The sequence below is a fragment of the Thioalkalivibrio sp. ALJ3 genome, from assembly GCF_000377205.1.
Lineage (GTDB): Bacteria > Pseudomonadota > Gammaproteobacteria > Ectothiorhodospirales > Ectothiorhodospiraceae > Thioalkalivibrio.
On sequence record NZ_KB897905.1, the window covers coordinates 789216 to 812751 of the forward strand.

The 23536-nt window shown below is 62.6% G+C and carries 24 protein-coding genes and 1 tRNA gene; 12 read left to right on the top strand and 13 right to left on the bottom strand.

Annotation, left to right across the window (positions count from 1 at the left end; translation table 11 throughout):
* Positions 1-47: 47 nt before the first annotated feature.
* The gene (locus tag C935_RS0103700; protein ID WP_018861168.1) at positions 48-686 is read right to left on the bottom strand and encodes an XrtA/PEP-CTERM system exopolysaccharide export protein; all 639 of its coding nucleotides are present in this window, start codon (positions 684-686) and stop codon (positions 48-50) included.
* 494 nt (positions 687-1180) lie between these two features.
* On the opposite strand from C935_RS0103700, the gene C935_RS0103705 reads away from it, so the two are divergent.
* Positions 1181-1762, top strand: coding sequence for a YdcF family protein (locus tag C935_RS0103705; protein ID WP_018861169.1), 582 nt, complete (start codon positions 1181-1183; stop codon positions 1760-1762).
* Positions 1763-1821: 59 nt separating this feature from the next.
* A complete protein-coding gene (galE, locus tag C935_RS0103710; RefSeq protein ID WP_018861170.1) occupies positions 1822-2874 on the top strand; it encodes a UDP-glucose 4-epimerase GalE in 1053 nt (350 codons plus the stop codon).
* Positions 2875-3157: 283 nt separating this feature from the next.
* On the opposite strand, the gene C935_RS12945 is transcribed toward galE, so the two are convergent.
* A complete protein-coding gene (locus C935_RS12945; protein ID WP_018861171.1) occupies positions 3158-3610 on the bottom strand; it encodes a very short patch repair endonuclease in 453 nt (150 codons plus the stop codon).
* A 59-nt stretch (positions 3611-3669) separates the two neighbouring features.
* On the opposite strand from C935_RS12945, the gene C935_RS12680 reads away from it, so the two are divergent.
* From C935_RS12680 to C935_RS13325, 6 genes are all read left to right on the top strand, one after another.
* Complete coding sequence (locus tag C935_RS12680) at positions 3670-5277, top strand: DNA cytosine methyltransferase (RefSeq protein ID WP_018861172.1); 1608 nt, start codon at positions 3670-3672, stop codon at positions 5275-5277.
* 245 nt (positions 5278-5522) lie between these two features.
* A complete protein-coding gene (locus tag C935_RS0103720; protein ID WP_038044407.1) occupies positions 5523-8162 on the top strand; it encodes a Z1 domain-containing protein in 2640 nt (879 codons plus the stop codon).
* Positions 8119-9168 (top strand): PD-(D/E)XK motif protein, encoded by a 1050-nt coding sequence (locus C935_RS0103725; protein WP_196800527.1) that lies wholly within the window; start codon positions 8119-8121, stop codon positions 9166-9168. The genes C935_RS0103720 and C935_RS0103725 overlap by 44 nt, the downstream gene beginning before the upstream one ends.
* Entirely contained in the window at positions 9165-11018 is a 1854-nt protein-coding gene (locus C935_RS12950; protein WP_081616565.1) for a hypothetical protein, read from the top strand. The genes C935_RS0103725 and C935_RS12950 overlap by 4 nt, the downstream gene beginning before the upstream one ends.
* Positions 11015-11920, top strand: coding sequence for a hypothetical protein (locus C935_RS0103735; protein ID WP_018861177.1), 906 nt, complete (start codon positions 11015-11017; stop codon positions 11918-11920). Before C935_RS12950 ends, C935_RS0103735 begins: the two co-directional genes overlap by 4 nt.
* Positions 11921-12784 (top strand): hypothetical protein, encoded by an 864-nt coding sequence (locus C935_RS13325; protein ID WP_196800528.1) that lies wholly within the window; start codon positions 11921-11923, stop codon positions 12782-12784.
* A gap of 188 nt (positions 12785-12972) precedes the next feature.
* Here the strand turns inward: C935_RS13325 and def are convergent, their stop codons facing one another.
* Positions 12973-13521 (bottom strand): peptide deformylase, encoded by a 549-nt coding sequence (gene def, locus C935_RS0103745; RefSeq protein WP_018861179.1) that lies wholly within the window; start codon positions 13519-13521, stop codon positions 12973-12975.
* A gap of 92 nt (positions 13522-13613) precedes the next feature.
* Here def and C935_RS0103750 point away from each other — a divergent pair, with 92 nt between their 5' ends.
* Together C935_RS0103750 and C935_RS0103755 are read left to right on the top strand one after the other, a co-directional pair.
* The gene (locus C935_RS0103750; RefSeq protein ID WP_018861180.1) at positions 13614-13895 is read left to right on the top strand and encodes a type II toxin-antitoxin system mRNA interferase toxin, RelE/StbE family; all 282 of its coding nucleotides are present in this window, start codon (positions 13614-13616) and stop codon (positions 13893-13895) included.
* Position 13896: 1 nt separating this feature from the next.
* Positions 13897-14157: a helix-turn-helix domain-containing protein gene (locus C935_RS0103755; RefSeq protein WP_018861181.1), complete on the top strand. Its 261-nt coding sequence runs from the start codon at positions 13897-13899 to the stop codon at positions 14155-14157.
* Positions 14158-14283: 126 nt separating this feature from the next.
* Here C935_RS0103755 and C935_RS0103760 read toward each other — a convergent pair.
* From C935_RS0103760 to moaC, 5 genes are all read right to left on the bottom strand, one after another.
* Positions 14284-14359, bottom strand: a tRNA-Phe gene (locus C935_RS0103760).
* Positions 14360-14451: 92 nt separating this feature from the next.
* Positions 14452-14727, bottom strand: a complete 276-nt coding sequence (locus tag C935_RS0103765) for an oxidative damage protection protein (protein ID WP_038040088.1) — start codon at positions 14725-14727, stop codon at positions 14452-14454.
* Positions 14711-15766, bottom strand: coding sequence for an A/G-specific adenine glycosylase (gene mutY, locus C935_RS0103770; RefSeq protein ID WP_018861183.1), 1056 nt, complete (start codon positions 15764-15766; stop codon positions 14711-14713). Before mutY ends, C935_RS0103765 begins: the two co-directional genes overlap by 17 nt.
* A 70-nt stretch (positions 15767-15836) precedes the next feature.
* Positions 15837-18065: an AsmA family protein gene (locus C935_RS0103775; RefSeq protein WP_018861184.1), complete on the bottom strand. Its 2229-nt coding sequence runs from the start codon at positions 18063-18065 to the stop codon at positions 15837-15839.
* A complete protein-coding gene (moaC, locus tag C935_RS0103780; RefSeq protein ID WP_018861185.1) occupies positions 18065-18553 on the bottom strand; it encodes a cyclic pyranopterin monophosphate synthase MoaC in 489 nt (162 codons plus the stop codon). Before moaC ends, C935_RS0103775 begins: the two co-directional genes overlap by 1 nt.
* 45 nt (positions 18554-18598) lie before the next feature.
* On the opposite strand from moaC, the gene moaD reads away from it, so the two are divergent.
* Together moaD and C935_RS0103790 are read left to right on the top strand one after the other, a co-directional pair.
* Positions 18599-18832 (top strand): molybdopterin converting factor subunit 1, encoded by a 234-nt coding sequence (gene moaD, locus C935_RS0103785; protein ID WP_018861186.1) that lies wholly within the window; start codon positions 18599-18601, stop codon positions 18830-18832.
* A gap of 1 nt (position 18833) precedes the next feature.
* On the top strand, positions 18834-19271 hold the full coding sequence (locus tag C935_RS0103790; protein ID WP_018861187.1) for a molybdenum cofactor biosynthesis protein MoaE: 438 nt from the start codon (positions 18834-18836) through the stop codon (positions 19269-19271).
* 79 nt (positions 19272-19350) lie between these two features.
* On the opposite strand, the gene C935_RS0103795 is transcribed toward C935_RS0103790, so the two are convergent.
* From C935_RS0103795 to C935_RS0103815, 5 genes are all read right to left on the bottom strand, one after another.
* Positions 19351-20703 carry a DegQ family serine endoprotease gene (locus tag C935_RS0103795; protein ID WP_018861188.1) on the bottom strand — a complete coding sequence of 451 codons (1353 nt, stop codon included), beginning with the start codon at positions 20701-20703 and terminating at the stop codon, positions 19351-19353.
* 23 nt (positions 20704-20726) lie between these two features.
* Positions 20727-21641 carry a DnaJ C-terminal domain-containing protein gene (locus tag C935_RS0103800; RefSeq protein WP_018861189.1) on the bottom strand — a complete coding sequence of 305 codons (915 nt, stop codon included), beginning with the start codon at positions 21639-21641 and terminating at the stop codon, positions 20727-20729.
* A gap of 242 nt (positions 21642-21883) precedes the next feature.
* Positions 21884-22315: an Hsp20/alpha crystallin family protein gene (locus C935_RS0103805; RefSeq protein ID WP_018861190.1), complete on the bottom strand. Its 432-nt coding sequence runs from the start codon at positions 22313-22315 to the stop codon at positions 21884-21886.
* A gap of 99 nt (positions 22316-22414) precedes the next feature.
* Positions 22415-22642, bottom strand: a complete 228-nt coding sequence (locus C935_RS0103810) for a DUF2835 family protein (protein ID WP_018861191.1) — start codon at positions 22640-22642, stop codon at positions 22415-22417.
* 13 nt (positions 22643-22655) lie between these two features.
* Positions 22656-23519 carry a YicC/YloC family endoribonuclease gene (locus C935_RS0103815; RefSeq protein WP_018861192.1) on the bottom strand — a complete coding sequence of 288 codons (864 nt, stop codon included), beginning with the start codon at positions 23517-23519 and terminating at the stop codon, positions 22656-22658.
* Positions 23520-23536 lie beyond the last annotated feature (17 nt).

The following is a 23536-nucleotide window of genomic DNA, read 5'->3' on the forward strand; positions in this document are numbered from 1 at the left end:
TGGTGGCTGGCGAGTGGGGCGAGTCGCCTCGCTGCACCCGTAGCCAGTCAGAAGCGGCGTTCCGGAATGATCAGGATGTCGCCCGGCAACATGGCCACGTTCGCCGAGATGTCGCCGCCGTAGATCAGGTCGTTCAGGCGGACCCGGTACTGCTTGCGTTCACCGTCTTCGTTACGTACCAGCACGGCCCGGTTGCCGGCTGCGAAATCGGTGATTCCGCCGACCGCGATCATCACGTCCATCACGGTCATTTCTTCGCGGTATTGCAGGGCCTGCGGCTCGGCGGCCTGCCCGATCACGCGCACCTGGCGGTCGTAGGGCCCGGCAAAGCTGGTCACCATCACTGTCACGATCGGGTCGCGCAGGAAGTCGGACAGCTTGTCTTCCATATCCCGTGCGAGTTGGCTGGGGGTCCTTCCGCTGGCCTGGACGTCCTCCACCAGGGGCGTGGTGATCTGGCCATCCGGCCGCACCGCCACCGAGGTGGACAGATCCGGGTTGTTGCGCACCGCGATGGTCAAGGTGTCGCCGGGCCCGATGATGTACTGGTCAATCGTGGTTTGTTCGACCGTGGACGGGGCATCCGGGTGAGGTGTGGTCGTGCATGCGCTGGTGGTCACCACGACAAATGCCACGGTCAAAATGAAAACAACAAAAGTGCTCTGTGGGCCGGTCTTGAGGGTCATCGCTCGTCTCCCCTTTTAGGCGTTGAGTCAGTCCAATTTGACACCGCCGACTTCGTTGTCCGGCGAAACCCGGACCAGGCCCGATCGTGCCCGGACCTGCTTCCGCTTAGCCTCGGAGCGGTGCGGGCAATAGCAACCACTTATTAGTATTGGCTATTCCCCTGGATAATCGATGGTAGACGTGCCCCGCGCCCCGGGCTATCAGTCTTTAGACTGACGATGGGGTGTTTTTCGTTCGGTTTATTTGGTTCTTCTAAACCCGGTTGGTGGGCCCAAAATAGGGTCCTCGATTTTTCATCTACTACCGGGCAAAAACATTGGACCCCATTCCTCTGCGTCTGCTAGCCAATTGGCTTCTGCTACCTCCTTCTGGTCCTCTAATACTCGCCATTGTCGGGTGGGCCATTTACCGCACAAATGTTGGAAAAGGGCTGTTGGTAATCGGCCTTTTATTGAGCTATTCCTTTTCTACTCCAGCGGTCAGTTATGCGCTCATGAAGCCTTTACAAGAGGGCTTTTCGCCGCCCAGCGATGACCAGCTGACGGGCGTGCAGGCGATTGTGGTGCTGGGGGCGGGGTATCGCACTGGAGCCGAGGAGTTCTCGGGCGAGACCGTCCATGACCTCGCGCTGGTGCGCCTTCGTTATGCGGCGTATCTGCACAACCGCACCGGGTTGCCCGTGATGGTTTCGGGGGGTGGCCCGGAGGAGCGAGCTCCAGAAGCCGACTACATGGCAGAGGTACTAAAGGAATATGGCGTCCACCCGATCCTGCGGGAGCCCAATGCGCGCGACACCTGGGGCAATGCCCAGCATTCGGCGAAACAGCTGCGCGCAGAGGGGATCGAGCGCGTGGCACTCGTGAGCCATACCCACCACATGCCGAGGGCCACCTGGTCGTTCGAGCGTGCGGGGCTGGACGTTATCCCGGCCCCGACCGGTGCCTTTGTGCCACGTCATCCGCGTTGGTCCCTGGAGGCGTTCCGCCCGCAGGCCAGCGCGCTTTGGGCCAGCTGGCTGGCGCTTCACGAGTACTGGGGCATGGCCTGGTACCGCTGGCAGTACGGGCCGGGATAGCCCGGCGCGCCACCCATTTATTACAGCCGTTCGATTCAAGGCGAGGCGAAGGTTCGATTATGAAAATCCTGGTAACCGGTGGGGCGGGCTACATTGGTTCACACGTCGTGCGCCAGCTGCTGGCGGAAGGTCACGACGTCGTCGTCTACGACAATCTCAGTACAGGGCACCGCTGGGCCATCGGTCATGCCGCGCTGATCGTCGGCGACATGGCCGATCGACAGCGCCTGCAGACGGTCCTTGCGGAATACGCGTTCGACGGAGTTCTGCACTTTGCCGCCAGGATCGTGGTCCCGGAATCGCTGGCCGATCCACTCGGCTACTACGGCAGCAACACCCGCAACACCCTGAACCTCCTGGAGGGATGCCAGCGAACAGGGGTTCGCTTCCTGGTCTTTTCCTCGACGGCCGCGGTGTATGGCATCCCGGCGAAAAACCCCGTGGACGAAACCAGCCCACTGGCGCCGATCAACCCCTACGGCGCTTCCAAGGTCATGTCCGAGCGAATGATTGCCGACTTCGCCCAGGCGAGCGATCTGCGGTATGTCTGCCTGCGCTACTTCAATGTGGCCGGCGCGGCCCCCGACGGCACGCTGGGCCAGGCCACCCCCAACGCGACCCACCTGATCAAGGTGGCCTGCCAGGCGGCCCTGGGCGAACGCGAAAGCATTACCGTGTTCGGGTCCGACTATCCGACCCGCGATGGCACCTGCGAGCGCGACTACATCCATGTCGAGGATCTTGCCGCGGCACACCTGCGGGCCATGGATTACCTGGTGGCCGGCGGCTCCTCGCAGGCGCTCAACTGTGGCTATGGTCACGGCTACAGCGTGCTGCAGGTCCTGGAATCCGTGCAGCGCATCAGCGGCTACCGATTCCCCGTCATCCATGGCCCCCGCCGAGCCGGCGATCCGCCCGCCCTGACCGCAGACGCGTCCCGCATCCGTCAACTGCTGGACTGGTACCCCGAATACGACGACCTGAACCTCATCGTCCGCCACGCCCTCACCTGGGAACGCCGCATGACCACCGCTGCCGCACCCCCTCTGGCCGTCCGACTCCACCCCCTGCCCATGCCGGAAACCACCGCCCACGCCTACGGCGCCCCCTGACAGACGGCGGTTTCGGTTACGAGCCTTTCGGGGGGCGAGAGAGTGCATCCCCCATGCCTCGTCTCCCATCAATACATCGCGCTTGCGTAAGCGCTGGTAGCCGGGTGCGCTGCCGCCTGAGTGACGGGAGGCAGAGTGCCGGCGTCCGTTGGGCGAGCGGGCGGTTAGCCTCGCGGGCTCGCGATAGGTCGATGATTCCAGCAGCATGAAATCCGGTTTCCATCAGGACTGTATGGGAAAGGCTGGGTCGAACCTGGTACCATGCCGTGAAGGGCTTGGCTGGCTACTTTGGGCGAGGCCATTCATATTGCTGCTGGGCGCCCTTGATCCATCCAGGGAGCCAAGCCAGATCAGAGTCTTTGGATTGCGGTCCCTTGAGTCCACACTCCCAGATCGTGAGAACACGCCAGCCTGAAGCGAGAAGCGTCTCCCGGTTGCGGCGGTCTCGCCTGACGTTGGCAGCAAATTTCGCCTGCCAGCGGTCTTGATTGGTGGCGGGGGTAGTACAGAGCCGGCAACCCTGATGTCGATGCCAGAAACAGCCATGTACAAAGACAGCAAGGTTGTGCTTTTTGAGTACCAGGTCCGGTTTTCCTGGGAGTGCCGAAACGTGCAGCCGATAGCGAAACCCTCGGGAGTGAAGGAAGCGTCGGACCCTCATTTCGGGCTGCGTGTCGCCAGACCGAATCCCGGACATCATCCGGGAGCGGGTGGCTTTGTCCACTACGTCAACCATTCGCACATGATCCCGGCCCCTGCTCCTCAGGGGCAACTCTCGACGTCAAGGACAGGTTAGTGACCCAGCGCATACCGGTAGTCGATCTCTTTGCGGGGCCCGGCGGGCTGGGTGAAGGGTTTGCCTCGCTCAGCGACTTCTTTCGCATAGAGGTGTCCGCGGAATGTTCGGTTCCTGCTCACAAGACACTGAGGCTCCGGGCATTCAAGCGACTTCTCGACGAAGGCGGGAGCTCCCTGGACGACTATTACCGGTACGTTCAGGGACACAACTCCGTCCCTTATTCGGACAGAACCCGAGATGCATGGGAAGAGGCCGGCCACGAAGCGCTGCGTGTCACGCTCGGTGACCCGGACGATGACAGGTGGTTTGCCGGCAAGCTCGATGAACGGGGGTTCGATGGCGCGAATGGCGTCCTGATCGGCGGCCCTCCGTGCCAGGCGTACTCGCTTGTCGGCCGTGCCCGGAATCGCGGTATCGCCGGGTACGTGCCCGAGGAAGACAAGAGGCATTTTCTTTATCGTGAATACCTCAAGCTAATCCAGCACTATCGCCCGGCCGTCTTTGTCATGGAGAACGTGAAGGGGATTCTCACCTCCAGGGTTGGTGGCGAACGCATCTTTCACCGAATTCTGGAAGACTTGGTGGATCCCGACGAAGCCCTCGGGCGGGGCAGCAACGGCCCGGGTTATCGCATCCACTCTCTCGTTGATCCCGAGGTTGTCTTCAGGCGGGGTGACTCGCCCGCCTGCCTTCGAGGCCATGAATTTCTGGTCCGCTCCGAAGATTACGGTATTCCACAGACCCGTCACCGGGTATTCCTTGTCGGCATTCGGGAAGACATAGAAGCTGTCCCCGGGGTGCTGGAAACTCGCCAGAAGATCTCCCTCAGTCAGGCTCTGGCCGATCTTCCGCCCCTTCGGAGCGGGCTGTCTCGAGGTGACAGTCAGGATGCCTGGGTAGACGCTGTCCGGGATCAGATCAGCCAGCTCGCCCGTGACGCGCGAAGTCACGGTCAGAGCGATATTGCGGCCAGGCTCGAGCGTACGCGTCGCGAGATACGGGACAAGCAAAGCTGGTCCCGTGGTGGCCTGAGATGTCCGAAGGTGGCGATCTGCCGGCTCCCCGAACACGAAGCGCTCGAGCGGTGGTGGAACGATGACGGGCTTGAAAGTGTGCTCAACCACGAGGCCCGCTCCCATATGCCTAGTGACCTGGGTCGATACGTCTACGCAGCGACATTCGCGAGGGAGTACGGCCGTTCGCCTTCCGGCGCTGGAGACTTCCCCTTGCCGAGTCTGGCTCCCAACCACGCAAACTGGATGAGTGGAAAATTTGCGGACCGCTTCCGTGTCCAGTTGCGAGACGAGCCGGCGAAGACGATAACAAGCCACATATCCAAGGACGGGCATTACTACATTCACCACGACCCGGAACAGTGCCGATCCCTTACGGTACGCGAAGCCGCCCGCATCCAGACGTTTCCCGACAACTACTTCTTCGAGGGCAATCGCACCGAGCAGTATCATCAGGTCGGTAATGCCGTACCGCCTTGGCTCGCTCGACAGATTGCGCTGCTCGTGAAGGAAGTGCTTGTCGCTCACAAGCAAGAAGGGGGCCGCGTCACTGTCCGGGGCGCAGACAGAAAAACGGAAGTCGCTATTTGATTCAGGACTGGATCGAACAGTCATGTCTGACGAAGGGGCTTCTCGGGGCCGAGTGAAACACTCCAGCGTTGACCCTGCCCGGGAGCTCGTTGTCATCAAGCCTGTGACACATGAAGATCGATGTGCGGCGTTTAAGGGGGGGCGGAATTTCCCAGCCGGCCTTGATTCTGCAATGACCGCGTGATTTTTTACGGCTGTGTCCGCACCGCTGATATTAGCCTTTTCGCCATTCGATGGGGGCGTTTATGCCAGGGCCACAAGTAGATAGTCTGATTGAGCGTATTCGTCAGGCCCTTCCACGACACGGGCATCTTGATGCTGCTGTTACAGCAGTTCGGGGCGAGCTGGATACGCTGGCCCCCGGGCTTGCGCAACAGCTGGCTGCAGAAATCGACGAAGCTCGGGATCTCGTCGCTCGGGAATTCGAACGGATAGACATACTCCACACGTATTCCGTTATCAGAAAGCGTCCACAGTGGTATTTCGGTCCTAAGCCCACCGACCTGCACTGGCCTGCGGTCAAGGCATATCTTCTGAACCGGAAGGGGTGGCCGGAAGATGATGTTCGGGGGATCGACGACGCTTCCAACGAGGTTGTGTCCGTACTGGAGAACCCCCGGAACCCCGATAAAAATCAGTTCTCCGCCCGGGGGCTGGTTGTCGGTCATGTCCAGTCGGGAAAGACCGCCAACATGACCGCGGTTATCGCGAAGGCGCTGGACGCCGGGTACGACACGGTCATCGTCCTTGCCGGCCTCACCAATAAGTTGCGGTATCAGACACAGCGCCGACTTCACGCGGACCTTGTCCAGCGGAATCCACTCAGTTGGCAGGTTCTGACCCCTAATGACATGGATAGGGATTTCCGTGCGCCACCTCAAGGCGGATTCCTGTCGCATGTCGACAAGGCGCAGCTAGCCGTGATCAAGAAGAACGTGTCGCCACTGGGAGAACTCAAGAGGGCGATCAACGAGACCTATCCGGCTGTCCTCAGGCAACTCAGAGTCCTCGTGATTGATGACGAATGCGACCAGGCTAGCGTGAACTCAGCGCGAGACGAATTGGACATGACCGCCATCAATCAGCGCATCCGCGAAATCCTGTCTCTTGTGCCGGCCGCCACGTACGTTGGTTACACGGCCACGCCATTCGCCAATGTTCTGATCAACCCATACCGCGTTGATGGGCAGGAACTGGACGATCTCTACCCGCGGGATTTCATTACTGCACTTCCGCATCCGGAAAGATACTTCGGGACGGAGCGCCTGTTTGGAAAGACCCCGGACGACCCTGGAACCCCACGACCCGAGGAGGAGGGTCTCGACATGATCCGGGAAGTTCCCCCGGAAGATGAGACACTACTGCAACCGCGCAACCGGAACGAGCGGGATGCATTTCAGCCTGTCATGACGTCCAGCCTCGAAGAAGCGATCCTGTATTTCCTTGCCTGCTGCGCCGCAAGGCATGCGCGAGGCGACGGCGAGGAACACATGACGATGCTAGTCCACACGTCGGCCTATGTGACAGCGCACGAGCGTGTCGCCTCCCTCATACAGGGCTGGGTCGATATCAACAGGGGCAATCTAGCCGACCGCGACTCGGACCTTGGCAAGAGGATCCAGAGGATATGGGATGACGAGGCCGGACGGCTTCCGGCCAGCATTACCGAAGCCCCTCGAGTGTCGACGGGGCAGATCTTCGAGTACTTGCCGAGGGTGCTGGACCGGCTCGAATTCCCGGTAGAGAACGGAGCGAGCGACGACCGTATTGATTACACCGTCCCGTCACGGACCTATGTCGTCGTCGGTGGCTCGATACTCGCTCGTGGCCTTACGCTCGAAGGGCTGATGGTGAGCTACTTTCTGAGATCAGCAAACCAGTACGACACGCTGCTGCAAATGGGTCGTTGGTTCGGTTATCGCCCCGGCTACGAAGATCTCCCGCGAATCTTTATGCCAAATGAACTCAAGCTGAGGTTCAGGGCATTGGCGGCTGTTGAGCAGGAAATCCGCGACGATATCGAGCAGTATCGATTGCAGGACCTGACTCCAATGGACATCGCGGTGCGTGTTCGCGCCATACCCGGCATGGCAATAACCGCTGCTAGCAAGGTGCGGGCGGCCCGTCGTTGCGCGGTCAGTTACTGGGGTACCCACCGCCAGACCTTCCGGTTTGCTCACTTGGATAGAGACTTACTGAAACAGAACTGGCATGCCGGGGCGGAACTCATCAGCCGGATCGAGACCCTCGGCTTGCGGGACAAAGAGGCAGAAGCAACTGGTCGAAAGCTTTGGCGCAAAGTCCCGAGATCGTCAGTGCGTCGGTTCCTGGAATCCTTCACGATGGAACCGTCTCACGCCGACCTGCAGCCTGATCTGCTGATCCCCTTCCTTGAAGGTGGCGACCCCCGCCTTGACCATTGGAATGTGGGCATTGTGGAATCCGGGCGAGGAGATCTCTCTGAGTTCGAGCTTGGCAGTGTCGGACAGCTTAGAACGGTGCGGCGCGCCAAATTGGACGACCCGGGGCAGATCGCTGACATCAAGGCTCTCATGTCCAAGCAGGACATCGTTTTCGACTGCGGCAATCGCATCGAGCAATCCGGTGGGTGGGACGACCTAAAGGCGGCGCGTCTCGAGGAAGTCGGGCAGGTGCCACTACTTCTTCTCTACGCCATCGATCGGTACTCGGCTCCTGATCCCAAAAGAACGACGCGCAAGCCGCTGGATGCGCTGCACGATGTCTTGGGCCTAGGCATCGTGTTCCCGGGTTCCATCACCGAGGGCGGGAATTACATTTCGGTCGAACTGAAGCCGATCTCTGCAGAGGAAATCGAAGAGATTGAAGAAGAAGAAGCCGCGCAGGCGGAGGCAGCCGGTGTCTGAGAGTCGCGCCGAGGGGGCTGTCGCCGGGCAATGGAATGTCCTTCGCGCCGGCGGAGGTGGTGGTGATGGCCTTGAGGTGCCTTCTCTGGCTCTAGCGGCAAGTACTGACGCGGGCCGCATCCGTCTCGCCGTTGGTCCGAACGGCGAAGCAAGGCTTCTTGTTCCATTGGCGCGGGATGACCGCCCGCATCCAATGGAGCCAGGGCCTGCCTTGCGTATCAGCGTATCGACCTTGATGCACAAAGGCCGCGCATTGCGGTTCTTGGATGTCATGTGTCTGTCAAACGAACTCGAAGCCGTGTTCGGGGACGTCGTGGACGAGATACTTGCCCGCATTGCTGCAGGAGCGGGTGTCTCCGAAGCGACGAGCAAGACCATCGAGGATTTTCGTGCACTGCTGGTTCCGCAGTCCCATCGCGAACTAGAGAGGAGCCAGGTTGCAGGCCTCGTAGCAGAACTCATTGTACTGAACCGGCTCCTTGACCTTTCGCCATCTGCCTGGCGCACATGGCGTGGGCCCATGGGTGATCGTCATGATTTCAGGGTTCGTGACAAATCTCTCGAGGTTAAGGCATCACTTCGAGCGGGCGTCAGCATTGTCACTATCAACGGACTGAAGCAGCTGGAGCCCCCTTCGAATGGATCACTCCAGCTTCTCCACGTTGTCCTTGAAGCGGTCGATGGTGGCCTTCTGACTGTTTCCGCCTTGGGCGGCAAGGCACTTTCACAGGCAGATGATTCCTCGGGGCTCCGGGAGCTGCTGTTGTCCGTCGGTTGCAGTGACATTCATGATCAGAGATGGAACCGCCACGCCTTTCGGCTCGAAAGGGAGCTCCTCTATTCCGTTTCAGGCGATTTTCCCCGGATCGCTCCATCATGTTTCGCAGACGGCGACGTGCCGGCGGGCATCGTCGATGCAACCTATCAAGTCGATCTTGGCTTCGCGGAAGATTGCATTCGGTCCCCCGCCGAGTTTGAGGACTTGCTTCGAGAATTCACCACATGATCGTGCCCGTTCTTGACCTGCACTCGGAGCCCTACGGTGCTACTGGCAACATAGGCGAAAATTTCCGGAAATTACTTGGCGCTCCGACCCTGGATCCCTTGCAAACCGTCATACGGGAGTCCGTCCAGAATATTGCCGATGCTGCAAAACTTGGAAGAGGCCCGGAAATCCTCATCAGAATCCGAAGGCTTACTCCTGCTCAGCGTGACCTGCTCAGAATCCGGGGCCTCGCGGAATTGCCCGACGAACCGACGTCCGACAATCTGATCCGCAGAGCCCTGGATCGCGAGCCCTTGGTTGTTCTGGAAATCTGTGACTTCGGAACAACGGGCCTGGGAGGACCAACACGATCAGACCGGATTCCTGTCGGGACGAAGCGCACCGACTTCATCAACTTCCTGCGCAACATCGGAACACCTCGAGACACCGAGTACGGTGGCGGAACCTACGGCTTCGGCAAGGTTGCGCTGTATCGCGCGAGCTCATGCAGCACGATCATAGTCGACACCCTTCCGCACGGCGTCGGCCCTGACAGCCGTCGACTCATGGGCTGTCATGTCGGACGGTCTTTCGAGATTCCGGAAGATGGCATGCTCCGCCGGTTTACCGGGCGGCACTGGTGGGGAGTACGGGATCCAGAAGACGCGATTGTAGAACCGTTAACCGGGGCGAGTGCCGATGAATTTGCCAGCGCCCTCGGCTTTCCCGATCGCCGGCAGTGGGGCAGCGGAACCTCAATCATGATCATCGGATTTCAGGCCGAAGATGAGGACCTCCGAATAACGGCACACCGCATCGTCGAGTCACTCCTTTGGAATTTCTGGCCGAGATTGATGGCGGATGCGCCTGACGCCCGACGGTTTCGGTGCAGGATTATGCTTGACGATGAGGAGGTTCCCGTACCGGAACCCGAAAGCCTTGCTCCATTCGATCTATTCTGCAAGGCCATGCGAGCGGCGCGCCGCCGAGAGGGAAATGACGTTCGCCCTATCGAGTCCTTGAGGCCACCGAAACGTGTCGGAACTCTTGCCATCGAGAAGGGGTTGAAGTCGCCACGTCGTCGCCTTGTGGCGGCAGATTCGCTCGTACCAGAGCAGGTTCACCACATCGCGCTCATGCGGCCTATTGAACTCGTCGTGAAATACCTTGAGGGCAACCCGCTTCCAGACGGGCGTTTCGAATGGACTGGAGTGTTTCTGGCGAGTGACGAGGATGAGGTCGAACGCGCCTTCGCTGATTCCGAACCGCCCGCTCATGATGACTGGGTCCCGGGCAACCTTCCCAAGGGAAACCCAAAGCGCTACGTGAACAAGGCGCTGAAAGAGCTTGGCGGGGTGGCTAAAGAGATGGGCCTGGAGTCAACACCACAAGGAACGGGCAGCCGCAACGACGGACCGCCGTTAGCACGGCTGGCGGGACGGCTGGGTGCTGTTCTCGAGGGTGTTGAAGGAGATGGTGCCGGCCGCCGCCGCGGAACTGGTGGGGGCGGCGGACCCCGGCCGAGGCGCGCGCGAGCTACGCGCCCAAGCTTCGAACGTCTGGAAACCCAAGCGACGGGAAAGGTTGCCGTATTTTCGACCGAAGTAACACAGGACACGAAACGCAGTGGTTTCGCATTGAGCGCGTCGGCAGCCGTTGCCGTGGAGGGGGCAGGACTTGGGCATATGGCGGAGGATGCACCGAAACCCGAAGTGCTTTCCATTCAATGTTCTGACGGTAGCGAAGTCGCCGATGGCCCGGTCTTCAATCTTTCCGGACGCGAGGGATGCTTCGAGATTTTCGTGCGAGTCCCTGATGACTGCGCGGTCACAGCTGCGGTCGATGTTCTGGAAGGGGCGCCTTCGACATGAATCGAAGAATTGCCTTCCCTTTCCTTACGCTTTCGCATGCCTCGGTCGAGGCGGCGCCTTGGGAGATTTCGCTCGACGGCGATGAGTGGGTTGAAGCAGGCGAGTTTCTGCAGAACTGGGATTCGTCCTGCGACGTGCACGTGCGGCGAACGGTCCGGTTGGTGCCAGAAGTTGCAGGAGCTGATTTGTCCCTCTCGGTCGACGACCTTCAGCTATCTTTGGGCGTCCGTATGGGTACGGGGCAGGGGCGCCTGCCGCGTTTGGTCATCGGCAGGCATTCGGAATGCGTGAATTGGGAAAGCCCTGTCTGTAAATTCGAGCGGATAATCGAGGGGCGAGCGCTCTCGATGGTTCTCGATCTTCAGACGGAGGTGATACTGGCCTCTTCTCCAATCTCGCCGGGCGTGCTTTCCCCGCGAATCACGGGCGACCGCGTATGGTCGGACAGCGTGCGTGTCCGCCTCGAGGGCGAGGAGCCCCGTTTCCCGATTGAAACGGCCAATCTTGTCCAGCTCTTGGGGGAAGGCATCGTTGGCAGTGCGCCATGGTATCTGCACTGGTCGCCACGGGACTGGAATCGGGATTTCAATGGCGCTGTCCGCCTGTACCTGAACGAGAGCGCGGCCGAATTTCTGGAGAGGATTGAGAATGAGGATCCGGCAACCCTTCAGCTCATCTTGGCGGACATCATGGGCCAGATCTGCGAAAGGTTTCTAGCCGATGCCGAAGCAATCGAGTCGATCGACACTGCGGAACCCGGTTCTCTTGGGGCCCAGGCAGCCTACTGGCTCCGCACAGCCTGGCCAGGAAAGGATGTCGCCTTTATTCGGTCTGTGCTCGATAGTCGTCCGGGCATGTTCCGGTCTGCCTTCCTTGCTCTTGCTGAGCTTGGGGAGGTCTAGATGAACATTTTACTTCCAAGGCTTCCCAGCCCCGCCTGTGAAACTCTCGTCAGAAGTTTCCTTGAACAGGGCCCTGACAGATGGACGGGCTTTAATCCGGCGAACCTTCCGTCTTCGGTGCATTTCACGGCGACGGGCGGAACACCCCTAGGGCTTGCACAGATGACCCAATTGCGCGCCGACCTGGAGGAGCTTGCCCGCGCCCATGGTTTCGGGGACGGCAATGCCCGCAATTCTCTTGCCGCATTCGATGCGAAAGTAGCGTCCTGGCTCGCGGAGGTGGATTTGTTTTCGACCGGTGAGGCGCTGAGGGACGATGTCTGGAGCTTTGTTGCTACCGTCATTGCACCCGACATCGTGTACTGGCGCTTCGGCGCTGCGATGGAGCGTTACACGGGCGGCGTACGGAACACGTTTCAGCGTCTGTGGATGCGCGGCCGCGTTCTCGACCGGGGGGCGGAGCACCCAGAGCGCTGGAACTTGCTGGTGGAGTTGACCGAAGATGCCTTGGTTCAGATCACCGAGCGCCCCAGCATTGGAGGTGATCCGGTGCTTTCCTTGGCTGTGGCGGAGGCATGGGTACGAGCGTCGAAGCTTCACGGCAGATCCTCGATGGAAGACATCATGAGGAGGGCCGTACTAGGAATCCGCATCCGAAACGAGATCAGATCCCTATCCGATCTTTCAGCAACCGAACTTGCCAGCTTTCTCCACGAAATGTTCGGCATTCGCAATGAACTTGGTACAGCAGCGGCCGGCATGTCTGAGGGTGGAGATGAGGCGGACAGATCGGTGAACGATGACGTTGGGGGCGCGGGCAGATCTTGGTCCATGACAACGCTGTTCTCTAGACGAAGCCGCTAATTGGGCAGTCTGGCCAAGCCACGGCAGGCTGCTGAGTTCGGCGTGAAGCACGCCTCCATTTTCTGCTCAATTGGCCTTGTGTAGTCCCTCCGCCGTACGCGAGTTTTCGGGTTGGGATGTCGAGCATAAGTCGGCCGCATTATCACCAGACCACTCCGGGGCCAGTTAACGTGCCGGGATCCGGGCGTTCAAATTTGTTGCGAGGGTGTCGCATGGAACTCGCGGTATTCGTCGAGGAAGGCGAGGCGGGTGGTGTCGGTGACGCGATCGATGAACAGGATGCCGTCGAGGTGGTCGATCTCGTGTTGGAACACGGTGGCGAGGAAGCCTTCCGGTTCCAGGTGGCGGGGCGTGCCGCCGGGCTCGCAGTAATCCACGGCGATGTGGCACGGCCGGGCGACTTCGCCGCGCAGGCCGGGCACGGACAGGCAGCCTTCCCAGTAGCACTGCGGGGTTGCGTCCAGCACCGTGACCACCGGATTCACGAGGGTCAGGCGGCCGGTCGGCACGGCGCCGGGGTAACGGCTATTGCCCGGCTGGATCTCGATCACGGCCACGCGTTGCGGAACGCCAATCTGGGCAGCAGCTAGGCCGAGGCCTTCGCTGGCGTGCATGGTATCGACGAGGTCGTCCACCAGAGCGTAGAGCCCGGGGCTGTCAAAGTCCGAGTCGGGTACCGGGTCGCAGACGCGACGCAGGTCGGGGTGCCCCATGCGCAGGATACGGCGAACGCTCATGGGAAGGATGATGCCACGATGCCGTATCTTCCGCCCTCGCGTCGGGATGCCAAAGTTGACATACCATATTTGGCATACATACTCTATTTGGTATGTGGGATGTCTTTGAACACAAGAGGGTAGAAAAGAACCTGGCGGCCGCGCCTGCTGAAGTTCAGAAGCGGTACGAGAAGTGGAAGGACATCGTCACCATCTCCGGTCCGCAGGGGTTACGGCATATTCGGGGCTTTAATGACGAAGCCTTATCGGGCAAGTGGAAGGGCTTCCGATCGTCGCGACTGAATATCCAGTACCGCGTTATTTACCGGGTGGAGAAGGACAAGGTGCTCGTAGAAGTCGAGAAGGTAACTCCCCACGATTACGGGAGGGCGTGACATGAGTGATTATCGCAAGGCAAACAAGAGGGTTGAGGTTTCGGTTGGCGAATCGGTCCGGATCCTGCGTGAGCTTCAGGAAATGAGCCAGAACGATCTGGCGAATGCTTCCGGGATTCCCCAGTCGACCATTTCGGCCATTGAGAACGACCGCGTACGACTCGGTGTTGATCGTGCCAAGGTCCTGGCAAGGGCATTGCGCTGCCACCCCGCCGTACTCGTATTCCCGGGCTGGGATGTCGAGCATGAGTCGGCCGCATAGCCATCAAGCCATTCGGGGACGCTCAAAGTCGGATCAGGTACCAGGCCGAAGGCACGACGCGGTCGGGGGTCCACGCGCAGGATACGGCGAACGCTCATGGGAAGGATGGTGCCACAGGAGAGATAATGGTGGCCGGGGACGGAATCGAACCGCCGACACGGGGATTTTCAATCCCCTGCTCTACCGACTGAGCTACCCGGCCATTTCTCGGAAGGATTCGCCCTTCGGGCGAAGGGCGGTATTAAAGCGGTCCGGGGCGTCCACGTCAAGCAAACGCGGCCGAACCGCCCGCAATCAGGACTGGTTCGGGTCGACGAAGCCTTCCGGCTTTTCCGAGCCATCTCCGAACAGGAATTTTTCCATTTCCTCTTCGAGGAACTTGCGCGCCTTGGGGTCGACCGGGGTCAGGCGGTATTCGTTGATCAGCATGGTCTGGTGCGCCAGCCAGGCATTCCAGGCTTCCTTGGAGACGTTCAGGTAGATCTTCTTGCCCATCTCGCCCGGGTAGGGCGGGTAGTCGAGGCCGTCGGCCTCCTGGCCAAGCTTCACGCAGTTAACGGTTCGTGCCATTGCCGGAATCCTTGTAGTCGTGCAGATAACGCTGGATGGGGGCCGGGATGCCGACCGCCCGTGATGTGCCGGGTTTATACCAAATCGCCCTCTCGCCTTCCATGATCCCACACGCGTTCGGCGGGAGGTGGTAGCGGTGGATACGCAGATCAAGGTGATAGTGGCTGAAGGTGTGACGCAGCCCGGTCGTGTCGTTTGCCTCGGCCTGGGGCCACTGGCTGAGTACCCACTGGTCCAGCTCGGGCGCATCCGCGGCTTCCGGGAGGCTGTACAGCCCGCCCCAGATGCCCTGCGCCTCGCGCTGCACGAGCAGGCTGCCGTGTTCGGTCTGCAGGTGGGCCGCGTGGCGGATGCGCGTGGGCAGGCCCTTGCGCGGGCGCGGCGCGGGTAACTGTCCGGTCCGATCCTGGGCCAGTGCCTGGCAGTCGCCGGCCACGGGACATTGCGGGCAATCGGGGCGGGAGCGGGTGCACAGCAGTGCGCCCAGATCCATGATGGCCTGGGTGTAGTCGGCGCAGCGTGTAGTCGGGGTGCGTGCCTCGGCCTCGACCCATAGCTCGCGTTGAACGACGGGGCTGCCAGGCCAGCCTTCGATCGCCGCATGTCGGGCGAGGACGCGCTTGGCATTGCCATCCAGGATGGGTTCCGGGCGGTCGTGGGCCTGGGCGATGATGGCAGCGGCGGTGGAACGGCCGATGCCGGGGAGCTGTTCCAGTGCCTCGCGCGTATCCGGGAAGGTCCCGCCATGCTCGCTGACGACCTGCTGTGCTGCGCGATGCAGGTTGCGGGCTCGGGCGTAGTAGCCCAGGCCGGACCACAGGTGCAGGACCGTGTCCTGGTCGGCGGCCGCGAGTGATGCGACGTCGGGGAAGCGCTCCATGAAGCGCTGGAAGTACGGGATCACCGTCTCCACCCGCGTTTGCTGCAGCATGATCTCGGAGACCCAGACGCGATAGGGCGTGCGCGGGTGCTGCCAGGGGAGGTCACTACGCCCGTGCTGGTCGAACCAGCCGAGCAGGCGTTCGGCAAAGGGGGTCATCGCGGGGGTGTCGAAACGAAGCGGCCGGCCCCGAAGGCCGGCCGCTTGAATCCCGGGAGCACCGACACGATTAACGCAGGCGTTCGCGCAGGCCGCGCTCCAGCTCACGGCGCAGGTCGCGCTCGCCGGACTCTTCGGTCTCGCCTTCCGCATCGTCGCGGCTGCCGCTGTCGAGGCGCTGCATCAGGCGGTCCCGCAGGCGGTCTTCTTCTTCGCGCAGGCGGTCGCGGACATCGCCCTCGAAGCGCTCGCGCAGGATGTCTTCCAGGTCGAGGCGAAAGCTCGGGTCGCTGAAGGTGCCGGTAATGCGGATCGGCAGGCGAATACCGCTCAGGTCTTCCAGGGGGCGGCCGCCCTGGCCCTCGATGGTGCCCACGATGGTGGTGTTCAGGAGGTAGTCGAGGGTGTCGTCCGTCAGGTCCGCACTGCCCTCGCCACGCACGCGCAGGAGAGGGGAGTTGCCCTCCAGGTCGTCGCTGTTCACGACGCCGTCGCGAATGTCGAAGGTAGCGGTCAGATCGCTGAAGTCGGTCTGGTTGGGTTCGTCCTCTTCCAGGCGTTCGCCACGCAGGCGCGCCTCTGCGCGACGGATTACCTGGGCGACGTTAATACCGCGCACGGCACCGTCGGAGAACGCCAGGGAGCCGGAGCCGTTCAGCGCACTGCGCAGGGCATTGACGGTGTTGCCCCGGGTGGCGATGTCCAGCTCCAGGTCGCCCATGCCCATAAGTCGTGCCTCGTCGCCCTGCATGTCTTCCAGCAGCGCGCCGATGTCCAGCTCGGACAGATCCGCCGCGAGTTCGTAGCGTGGCGTATCCTCGCGCACGTCCACGCGCACTCGACTGGTCAGCTGGCCGTCATAGGCCTGAGCCTCCAGCGGCTCGATACGCCAGTCGCCTTCGTTGGCGCGGATTTCGAGCTGGATGTTGCGCATCACCATGCCCAGGGCGTCCAGACGCTCCAGCGCCATCTCGCCCCGTACGTCGATCCCGCGCAGCAGTTCAACGGGAAGCTCGATGGCGATGTCGTCATCGTCGTCGCGTTCGCCATTGGAGGGGCCCCCTTCGGTGCGGGCCCGCTCCACCTCCGGCGGCAGGTAGCGGTCAAGATTGAATTCGTTGCCGCTCAGGTCGAAGTCGAACAGCGGACGTTCGCCACTGGTATCCCAGCGGGCGTTGCCGGTCAGCCGGGTGTCGTCGATGGTCACCAGGAAGGGCCGCAGCTCCAGCGAGGTGAGGCTTCCCGTCGCTGACAGGTCCAGGGCGACGTGCTTGAGGGCATCCGGATCGTTGGTTTGCGGCGGCTCGTAGCCCAGGTCTTCCATCAGGGCTGGCAGCGAGAAGGTATTGCTGCGCAGTTCGCTGCGTACGGCAAGGTCTTCGCTGGCGTCCAGACCGGTCAGCTCGGCAAAACCGGTCACGCGCATATCTGCCAGGCCCACCGTCACGCGTTCGAAGCGCATGCTGGTCTTGTCGGCCAGTTCGAGTGCCACGTCGGTTTCCAGCGTGAAGCCGACAGGGCGCGGCAAGCCCGCCCCTTCCACGCCGAAGGTCGCGTTCAGTCGACGGATCGAATAACGATTACTCAGAAGGTCCACATTCAGCAGGCCTTCCAGGTCCATCGCGAATTCCACCGGCTCCTCCAGGTTGCCGCCTTCGGCATTGACCACGGCCTCCATCTCCAGCGGCGTTTCCACGCCGGGGCGGAAACGCCCGACTTGCAGCCGGAACGGATCCAGCGTGGCTTCCAGCCCGGTCATGCGGTCATCCCAGTTCACCCGGGTGTTGGTCAGGGTTACGCCGGCAATGCCGATGCGCTCCATCGCCAGGCGGGATTCGGTGGTGGTGCGTTCCTCGCCATTGTCGCCGGTAACGGCTTCGTCGCGGGCCTGCTCGGCGCGCTCGGTAAGGTCGTCCCAGTTGGTGCGCCCGTCTTCGTCACGTGCCAGGTTCAGGCGGACGCCATCGCCTTCAATGTGCTGGACATCCAGCTCGCGGCGCAGCAACGGCAGCACGGCGACCGACACATCCACCACGTCGAGTTCGGCGAACGGCTCGTCGCCGAAGCCTTCGGCATTGCCGAAGCGCACTTCTTCCAGGCGCAGGCCGAGGTTGGGGAAGAACGTCAGGCCTATTGGGCCCTCCAGGGTCAGTTCGCGACCGGTAGCATCGCGGACTTCAGCCTCGATGCGCTCCTTGTAGTCGTTGGCGTCGAAAGTCGCGACCAGGTAGACGGCGACAATCACGGCCAGTAGCAACAGGATCGCGATCAGGGCCAGCAGGCGCTTGATCCATTTCATCAGGTGTCTCCTTGCGTCGTGTCCGCCCTCCAGGTGCCGCTGCGGCCGCCGCGCTTTTCCAGCAGGCGCACGCCATCGATCACCATGCCGCGGTCCACGGCCTTGCACATGTCATACACCGTCAGCAGCGCGGTGGAGACCGCGGTCAGGGCCTCCATCTCCACACCGGTCTTGGCGTGGACCTCGCAGGTCGCCTGCACGCGGACGGCGGTACTCTCGATATCCAGTTCCAGGGCCACCCGCGTCAGGCCGATCGGGTGGCACAGGGGGATCAGCTCACCGGTACGTTTGGCCCCCATGATACCCGCGACGCGGGCGATCCCCAGAACATCCCCCTTGGTATGACGGCCTTCGCGGATGCGCTGGAGCGTCTCCGGTTGCATGTGAATGCGGCCTTCGGCAATCGCCACCCGGTGAGTGACCGACTTGTCGCCGACGTCGACCATATGCGCATGGCCTTCGTCATCGAAGTGAGTGAGATCGTTCATCGTCGCTATAATGCTTGACTTGAACCCGTGATGACAGGGGCCCGCATGACCGTAACTGTTCACTACTTTGCACGTCTGCGCGAGGAAATGGGCCGCGCCGACGAGACCGCAGAGCTGCCTACCGAATCGATCTCCGTGGGCGATCTCTGGCGGCATCTGCATGGTGATGCGCCGCCGGAACGCCTGATGGTGGCGGTCAACCAGGAGCAGGCCGCGCTGGATACGCTTGTGCGGGATGGTGACGAGGTCGCGTATTTCCCGCCGGTGACCGGGGGCTAGGGTGGCCGTCGAACTCTACAGCGAAGACTTCGACCCCTGGGCGCTGGTCGCCCGTGCCGAGCGGGACATCCCGGCCCAGGCGCGCGGCGCGGCCAGCGTGTTTGTCGGGCGCATGCGCGACTTCAACGAGGATGACACCGTGACCGGGCTGTTCCTGGAGCACTATCCCGGCATGACCGAACGCGAACTGGAACGCATCGTCGCCGAGGCCGAGTCGCGCTGGCCGCTGCTGGGCTGCCTGGTCGCACATCGTGTAGGGGACGTGCGACCCGGCGATGCCCTGGTCCTGGTGGCCACCTGGTCCGCGCACCGGATCGCCGCGCGCGATGCCTGCTCCGACATCCTGGAGCGCCTCAAGCACGAGGCCCCGTTCTGGAAGCGCGAACGCCTCGCCGACGGCAGCGACCGCTGGGTCGAGAAAAACACTCCCGGCTTCTGATCCTTCCACCGCACGCGGCGGAAGAACCCTTGTGGGAGCCCGCTTGCAGGCGAAGCTCTGCCAAAGCCGGAAGGGGGCTTTAGCGCAGAGTCAGGTAGAGCGTCTGGTTGCCGCGGCGCAACTGCAGCTCCAATGCCTGATGCGGCGATAGTTGGCGTGGCAGATCGGCCAGGTGCTCAACGCGCTGGCGGTTGACGGCCAGCAGCACGTCGCCGGGGCGAAGCCCCGCTCGGGCGCCCGGGGTGCCCGCCTCCACGTCGATGATCACGACACGGCTGCGGCTGGCACCGGGCGGTGTGTGCTCCGCCAGGCGCACGCCCTCCAACCGTGGGTGAATCGCCGCGCCCTCGGCCTGACGGACCTCGGGGCGTTCCAGGCGCGCGGTCAGGGTGCGCTCGCGCCCGTCGCGCAGGATATCCAGTCTCACCTCGCTTCCCACACGCAGCAGGCCCAGACGATTGCGCAGGTCGGCCGCATTGCGTACCGCTTGTCCGTCGACTTTCAGCACCACGTCGCCGGCCTCCATGCCGGCGCGGCTCGCGGCGGAGTCAGGTTGCACGTCGGTAATGACCGCGCCCTGGCTGACGTCGAGATCGAAGGCCTGCGCCAGCGCTGGCGTCAGGTCCTGGAAGCCGACGCCCAGCGCGCCGCGCTCGACGCGGCCGTCGGCCACCAGCAGGTCCTGGATCTGGCGCGCCATGTTGGTCGGGATCGCGAAGCCGATACCGATGTTGCCGCCACCACGCGCCAGGATGGCGGTGTTGATGCCGACCAGTTCCCCGCGCAGGTTCACCAGCGCCCCGCCCGAGTTGCCTGGGTTGATGGAGGCGTCGGTCTGGATGAAGTCCTCGAAGCCGGAGCCGCCGAGTCCGCTGCGCCCCAGCGCGGAGACGATGCCACTGGTGACCGTCTGGCCGAGGCCGAACGGGTTGCCGATCGCGACCACGAAGTCGCCGACGCGCAGGGCATCGGAGTCCGCCAGCGGGATGGCGCGCAGGTTCTCGGCGTCGATGCGGATCACGGCCACATCGGTCGCCGGGTCGGTACCGACCACCTCCGCCTCGTACTGGCGGCCGTCATACAGGGTGACGAGGATCTCGTCCGCGCGCGCGATCACATGGCTGTTGGTCAGGATGGTGCCTTCGGCCGCATCCACGATCACGCCTGAACCGAGCCCCTGGCGCTCGCGTTCACGCTGGCGCTCCGGCAGGTCGAAGAAACGGCGGAAAAAGGGATCGTCGAACAGCGGGCTGACGGACTCCACCACGCGGGCGCGGGTGGCGATATTGACGACGCCGGGGATGGTGCGCTCCAGCATCGGGGCCAGCGAGGGCAGGGGCTGGCCGTCGACTTCGGCGGGGAGCTGTGCCAGCGCCGGGCCGGCCCAGGCCAGGGTCGACAGCAGAATCAAAAAAGAGACCAGCCGACGCATGCGCGCTCCTTGGTGTTCGCTTGTTACGGGGTCAGCCCCGCGCGCGGCGCAAACGAGGACTGTTCCGCCATCTTGCGGTACCAGTCACCGGCTTCGTCCTCGGGCGGGGCCTGGATCATCAGCTTCAGGTACAGGTCGCCGGGCGGTTTGCCGGGCAGGCCCTTGCCCTTCAGGCGCATCTGCTTGCCGGATTGCGAACCCGGCGGAACCTTCAGGTTGACCCAGCCGTGCGGGGTGGGCACCTCGATGGTGGCACCCAGTGCGGCCTCCCAGGGGGTGATCGGGATGTCGCGATAGAGGTTGCGGCCGTCGACGCGGTAGCGGCTGTCGGGCTTGATACGGATCTCCAGCAGCAGGTCGCCAGAGCCGCCGGTTCCCACGCCAGGATCGCCCTGACCGCGCACGCGCAGGCGCGAGCCGTCCTTTGCGCCGGCCGGGATGCGCACGCGCTGCACGCGCCCGTCGGCGTCGTTGACGGAGATCTCGGTGCCCTTCAGCGCCTGATCGAGCGTGATCTCGACCCGACCCTCGCGGTCGGCACCGCGCATGTTGAAACCACCCGAACCGCGGCGTCGGCCCGCGCCGCCCATCCCGGCACCGCCGAAGATGGACTCGAAGAAGTCGGAGAAGCCGCCGAAGTCGGCCCCGCCTCCCGGGCCGGCGCCACGGTGCTGGGTCCAGCCGTCCCATCCGGGCGGTGGACGAAAGTCCTGCCCCTGGCGCCAGTTGGATCCCAGCTGGTCGTAGGCCTTGCGCTTCTCCGGGTCACCGAGGGCCTCGTAGGCCTCGTTGACCTCCTTGATGCGCGCCTCGGCGTCCGGGTCCTTGCTGACGTCCGGGTGATACTTGCGCGCCAGCTTGCGGTACGCCTTCTTGATGGCGTCCTGGCTGGCGTCGCGGCTGACGCCGAGGATTTTGTAATAATCCTTGTATTCCATTGCACTCCCGGAGTTGCCTCTGTCCGATCCTCGGGGGACACCCGGATCCCTCCGTGGGCAATCGGTTCGTGTCCGATCCTTACCATCATAGCCGGGATCCGGCTGTCACCCGTGTATCGGTCTTGTGAATCGCCTCGCATGCATCCTTTGGTGACTTCCAAAAAACCGGGCGCCGCCCGCTCGCGCCGGCAGCGCCCGAATCGTCCGCAGCCACAGCGGTTGCGGACGGGTATGGTGCCGGATCAGCTGGCGATCTCGATCCGCCGCGGCTGTACACGCGCCTGTTTCGGGATGCGGACCTCCAGCACTCCGTTCTCGGAGCGTGCGGAGATGTTTTCGGCATCCGCCGTGTCCGGCAGCGAGAAGCGGCGGAAGAAGGTGCCGCGCACCCGCTCGATCCGCTTGTAGCCGTTCTGTTCCTCTTCGCTTTCGTGCCTGCGCTCGCCACGCAGGGTCAGCACGCCGTTTTCCATGTTGAGCTCGATGTCCTTCGGGTCCACGCCGGGGATGTCGGCGTGCAGTACGTAGGCATCGGTCTCTTCGCGGATATCCACGGCCGGGGCCCAGTCGGATGTCGCGGCGGAGTCGTCCGTGCCGGGCATATCCGGCATGCGGCCGAGTTCGCGCGACAGCTGACCCAACAGGCTCCACGGTTCGTAACGCATCATTGTCATGGCTTTACCCTCCTCTTCCGGGTGTCAACTCTGACTCATCCATGGAGATAGGGGCCGCGGGGTGGATTTCAAGGGGGTGAAGAACGCGATACGCCGACGTTAACGGTGCTCCAGTCGGCGAAAATCCAGCAGGCGATGCTGGTCGTCGGTGATCAGCTCGAACACGCCATAGACACCGCGCTGATCGAGGTGCTTGCGCAGCAGTCGGGCCGGAAACTGCACGCTGACCCCGCCTTCGGATTCGGCGTAGACGACCGCCGCGCGCCCGGTGTAGTAGTCCTCCATCTCGTGGCGCGAGATGGCCAGGTGCACCCGGTAGCGACGCATCGACGTTTCCGGGTTATTCGAGGTTCTGGACCTGTTCGCGCATCTGCTCGATCAGGACCTTCATCTCGACCGTGGCACGGGTGATTTCCAGATCATGCGACTTGGAGGCCAGGGTGTTCGTCTCGCGGTTGAACTCCTGCATCAGGAAATCCAGGCGGCGTCCACTGGGGCCGTCATTCGTCAGGATGTCGCGCACCGCCTTGACATGGCCTTCGATACGGTCGAGCTCCTCGGCGATATCCAGCCGCTGCGCCAGCAACGCAACCTCCTGCTCCAGTCGCTTCGGGTCCAGGCTCAGGTCCAGCTCGTTGATGCGGGCAAGGGTGCGTTCGCGCTGCTCGGCCAGCATAGGCTCACGCCGCTCGCGGATGAAGGCGACATGCTCGGCCACGGCCTCCAGCCGTTCGCGCAGGCCATTGGCCAGCTCCTGGCCCTCGGTTTCGCGCATCGCGACGAGGGCATCGATCGCGGTATCGAGCCCGGCAAGAACAGGAGCAGCGAGGCGGTCGGGATCGACTTTGGCGCCCTCCAGCACACCCGGCCAGGCCAGGATGTCCAGCGGCGAAACGCTGGCATCGTGCTTCATGATGTCGGCGATCGACTCGGTTGCATTGATGAGCGACCGCACGCGGTCCGCATCAAATGCGGTGGGCGAGGCACCCGACTGGCCACGGTCGCGCAGCACTACATCGATCTTGCCGCGCGCCAGGTGCTTCTTGAGACGACTGCGCACCTCGGGCTCCAGCGCACGCAGGGCCTCCGGCAGATGGATGCGCAACTCGAGATAACGGTGGTTGACGCTTTTCAGCTCCCAGTCGTAGGCCCCCTCGTCCAGCGTCATTGGCTGCCGGGCAAAGCCCGTCATGCTCGCGATCATAAAGTCCCCTTGTGATA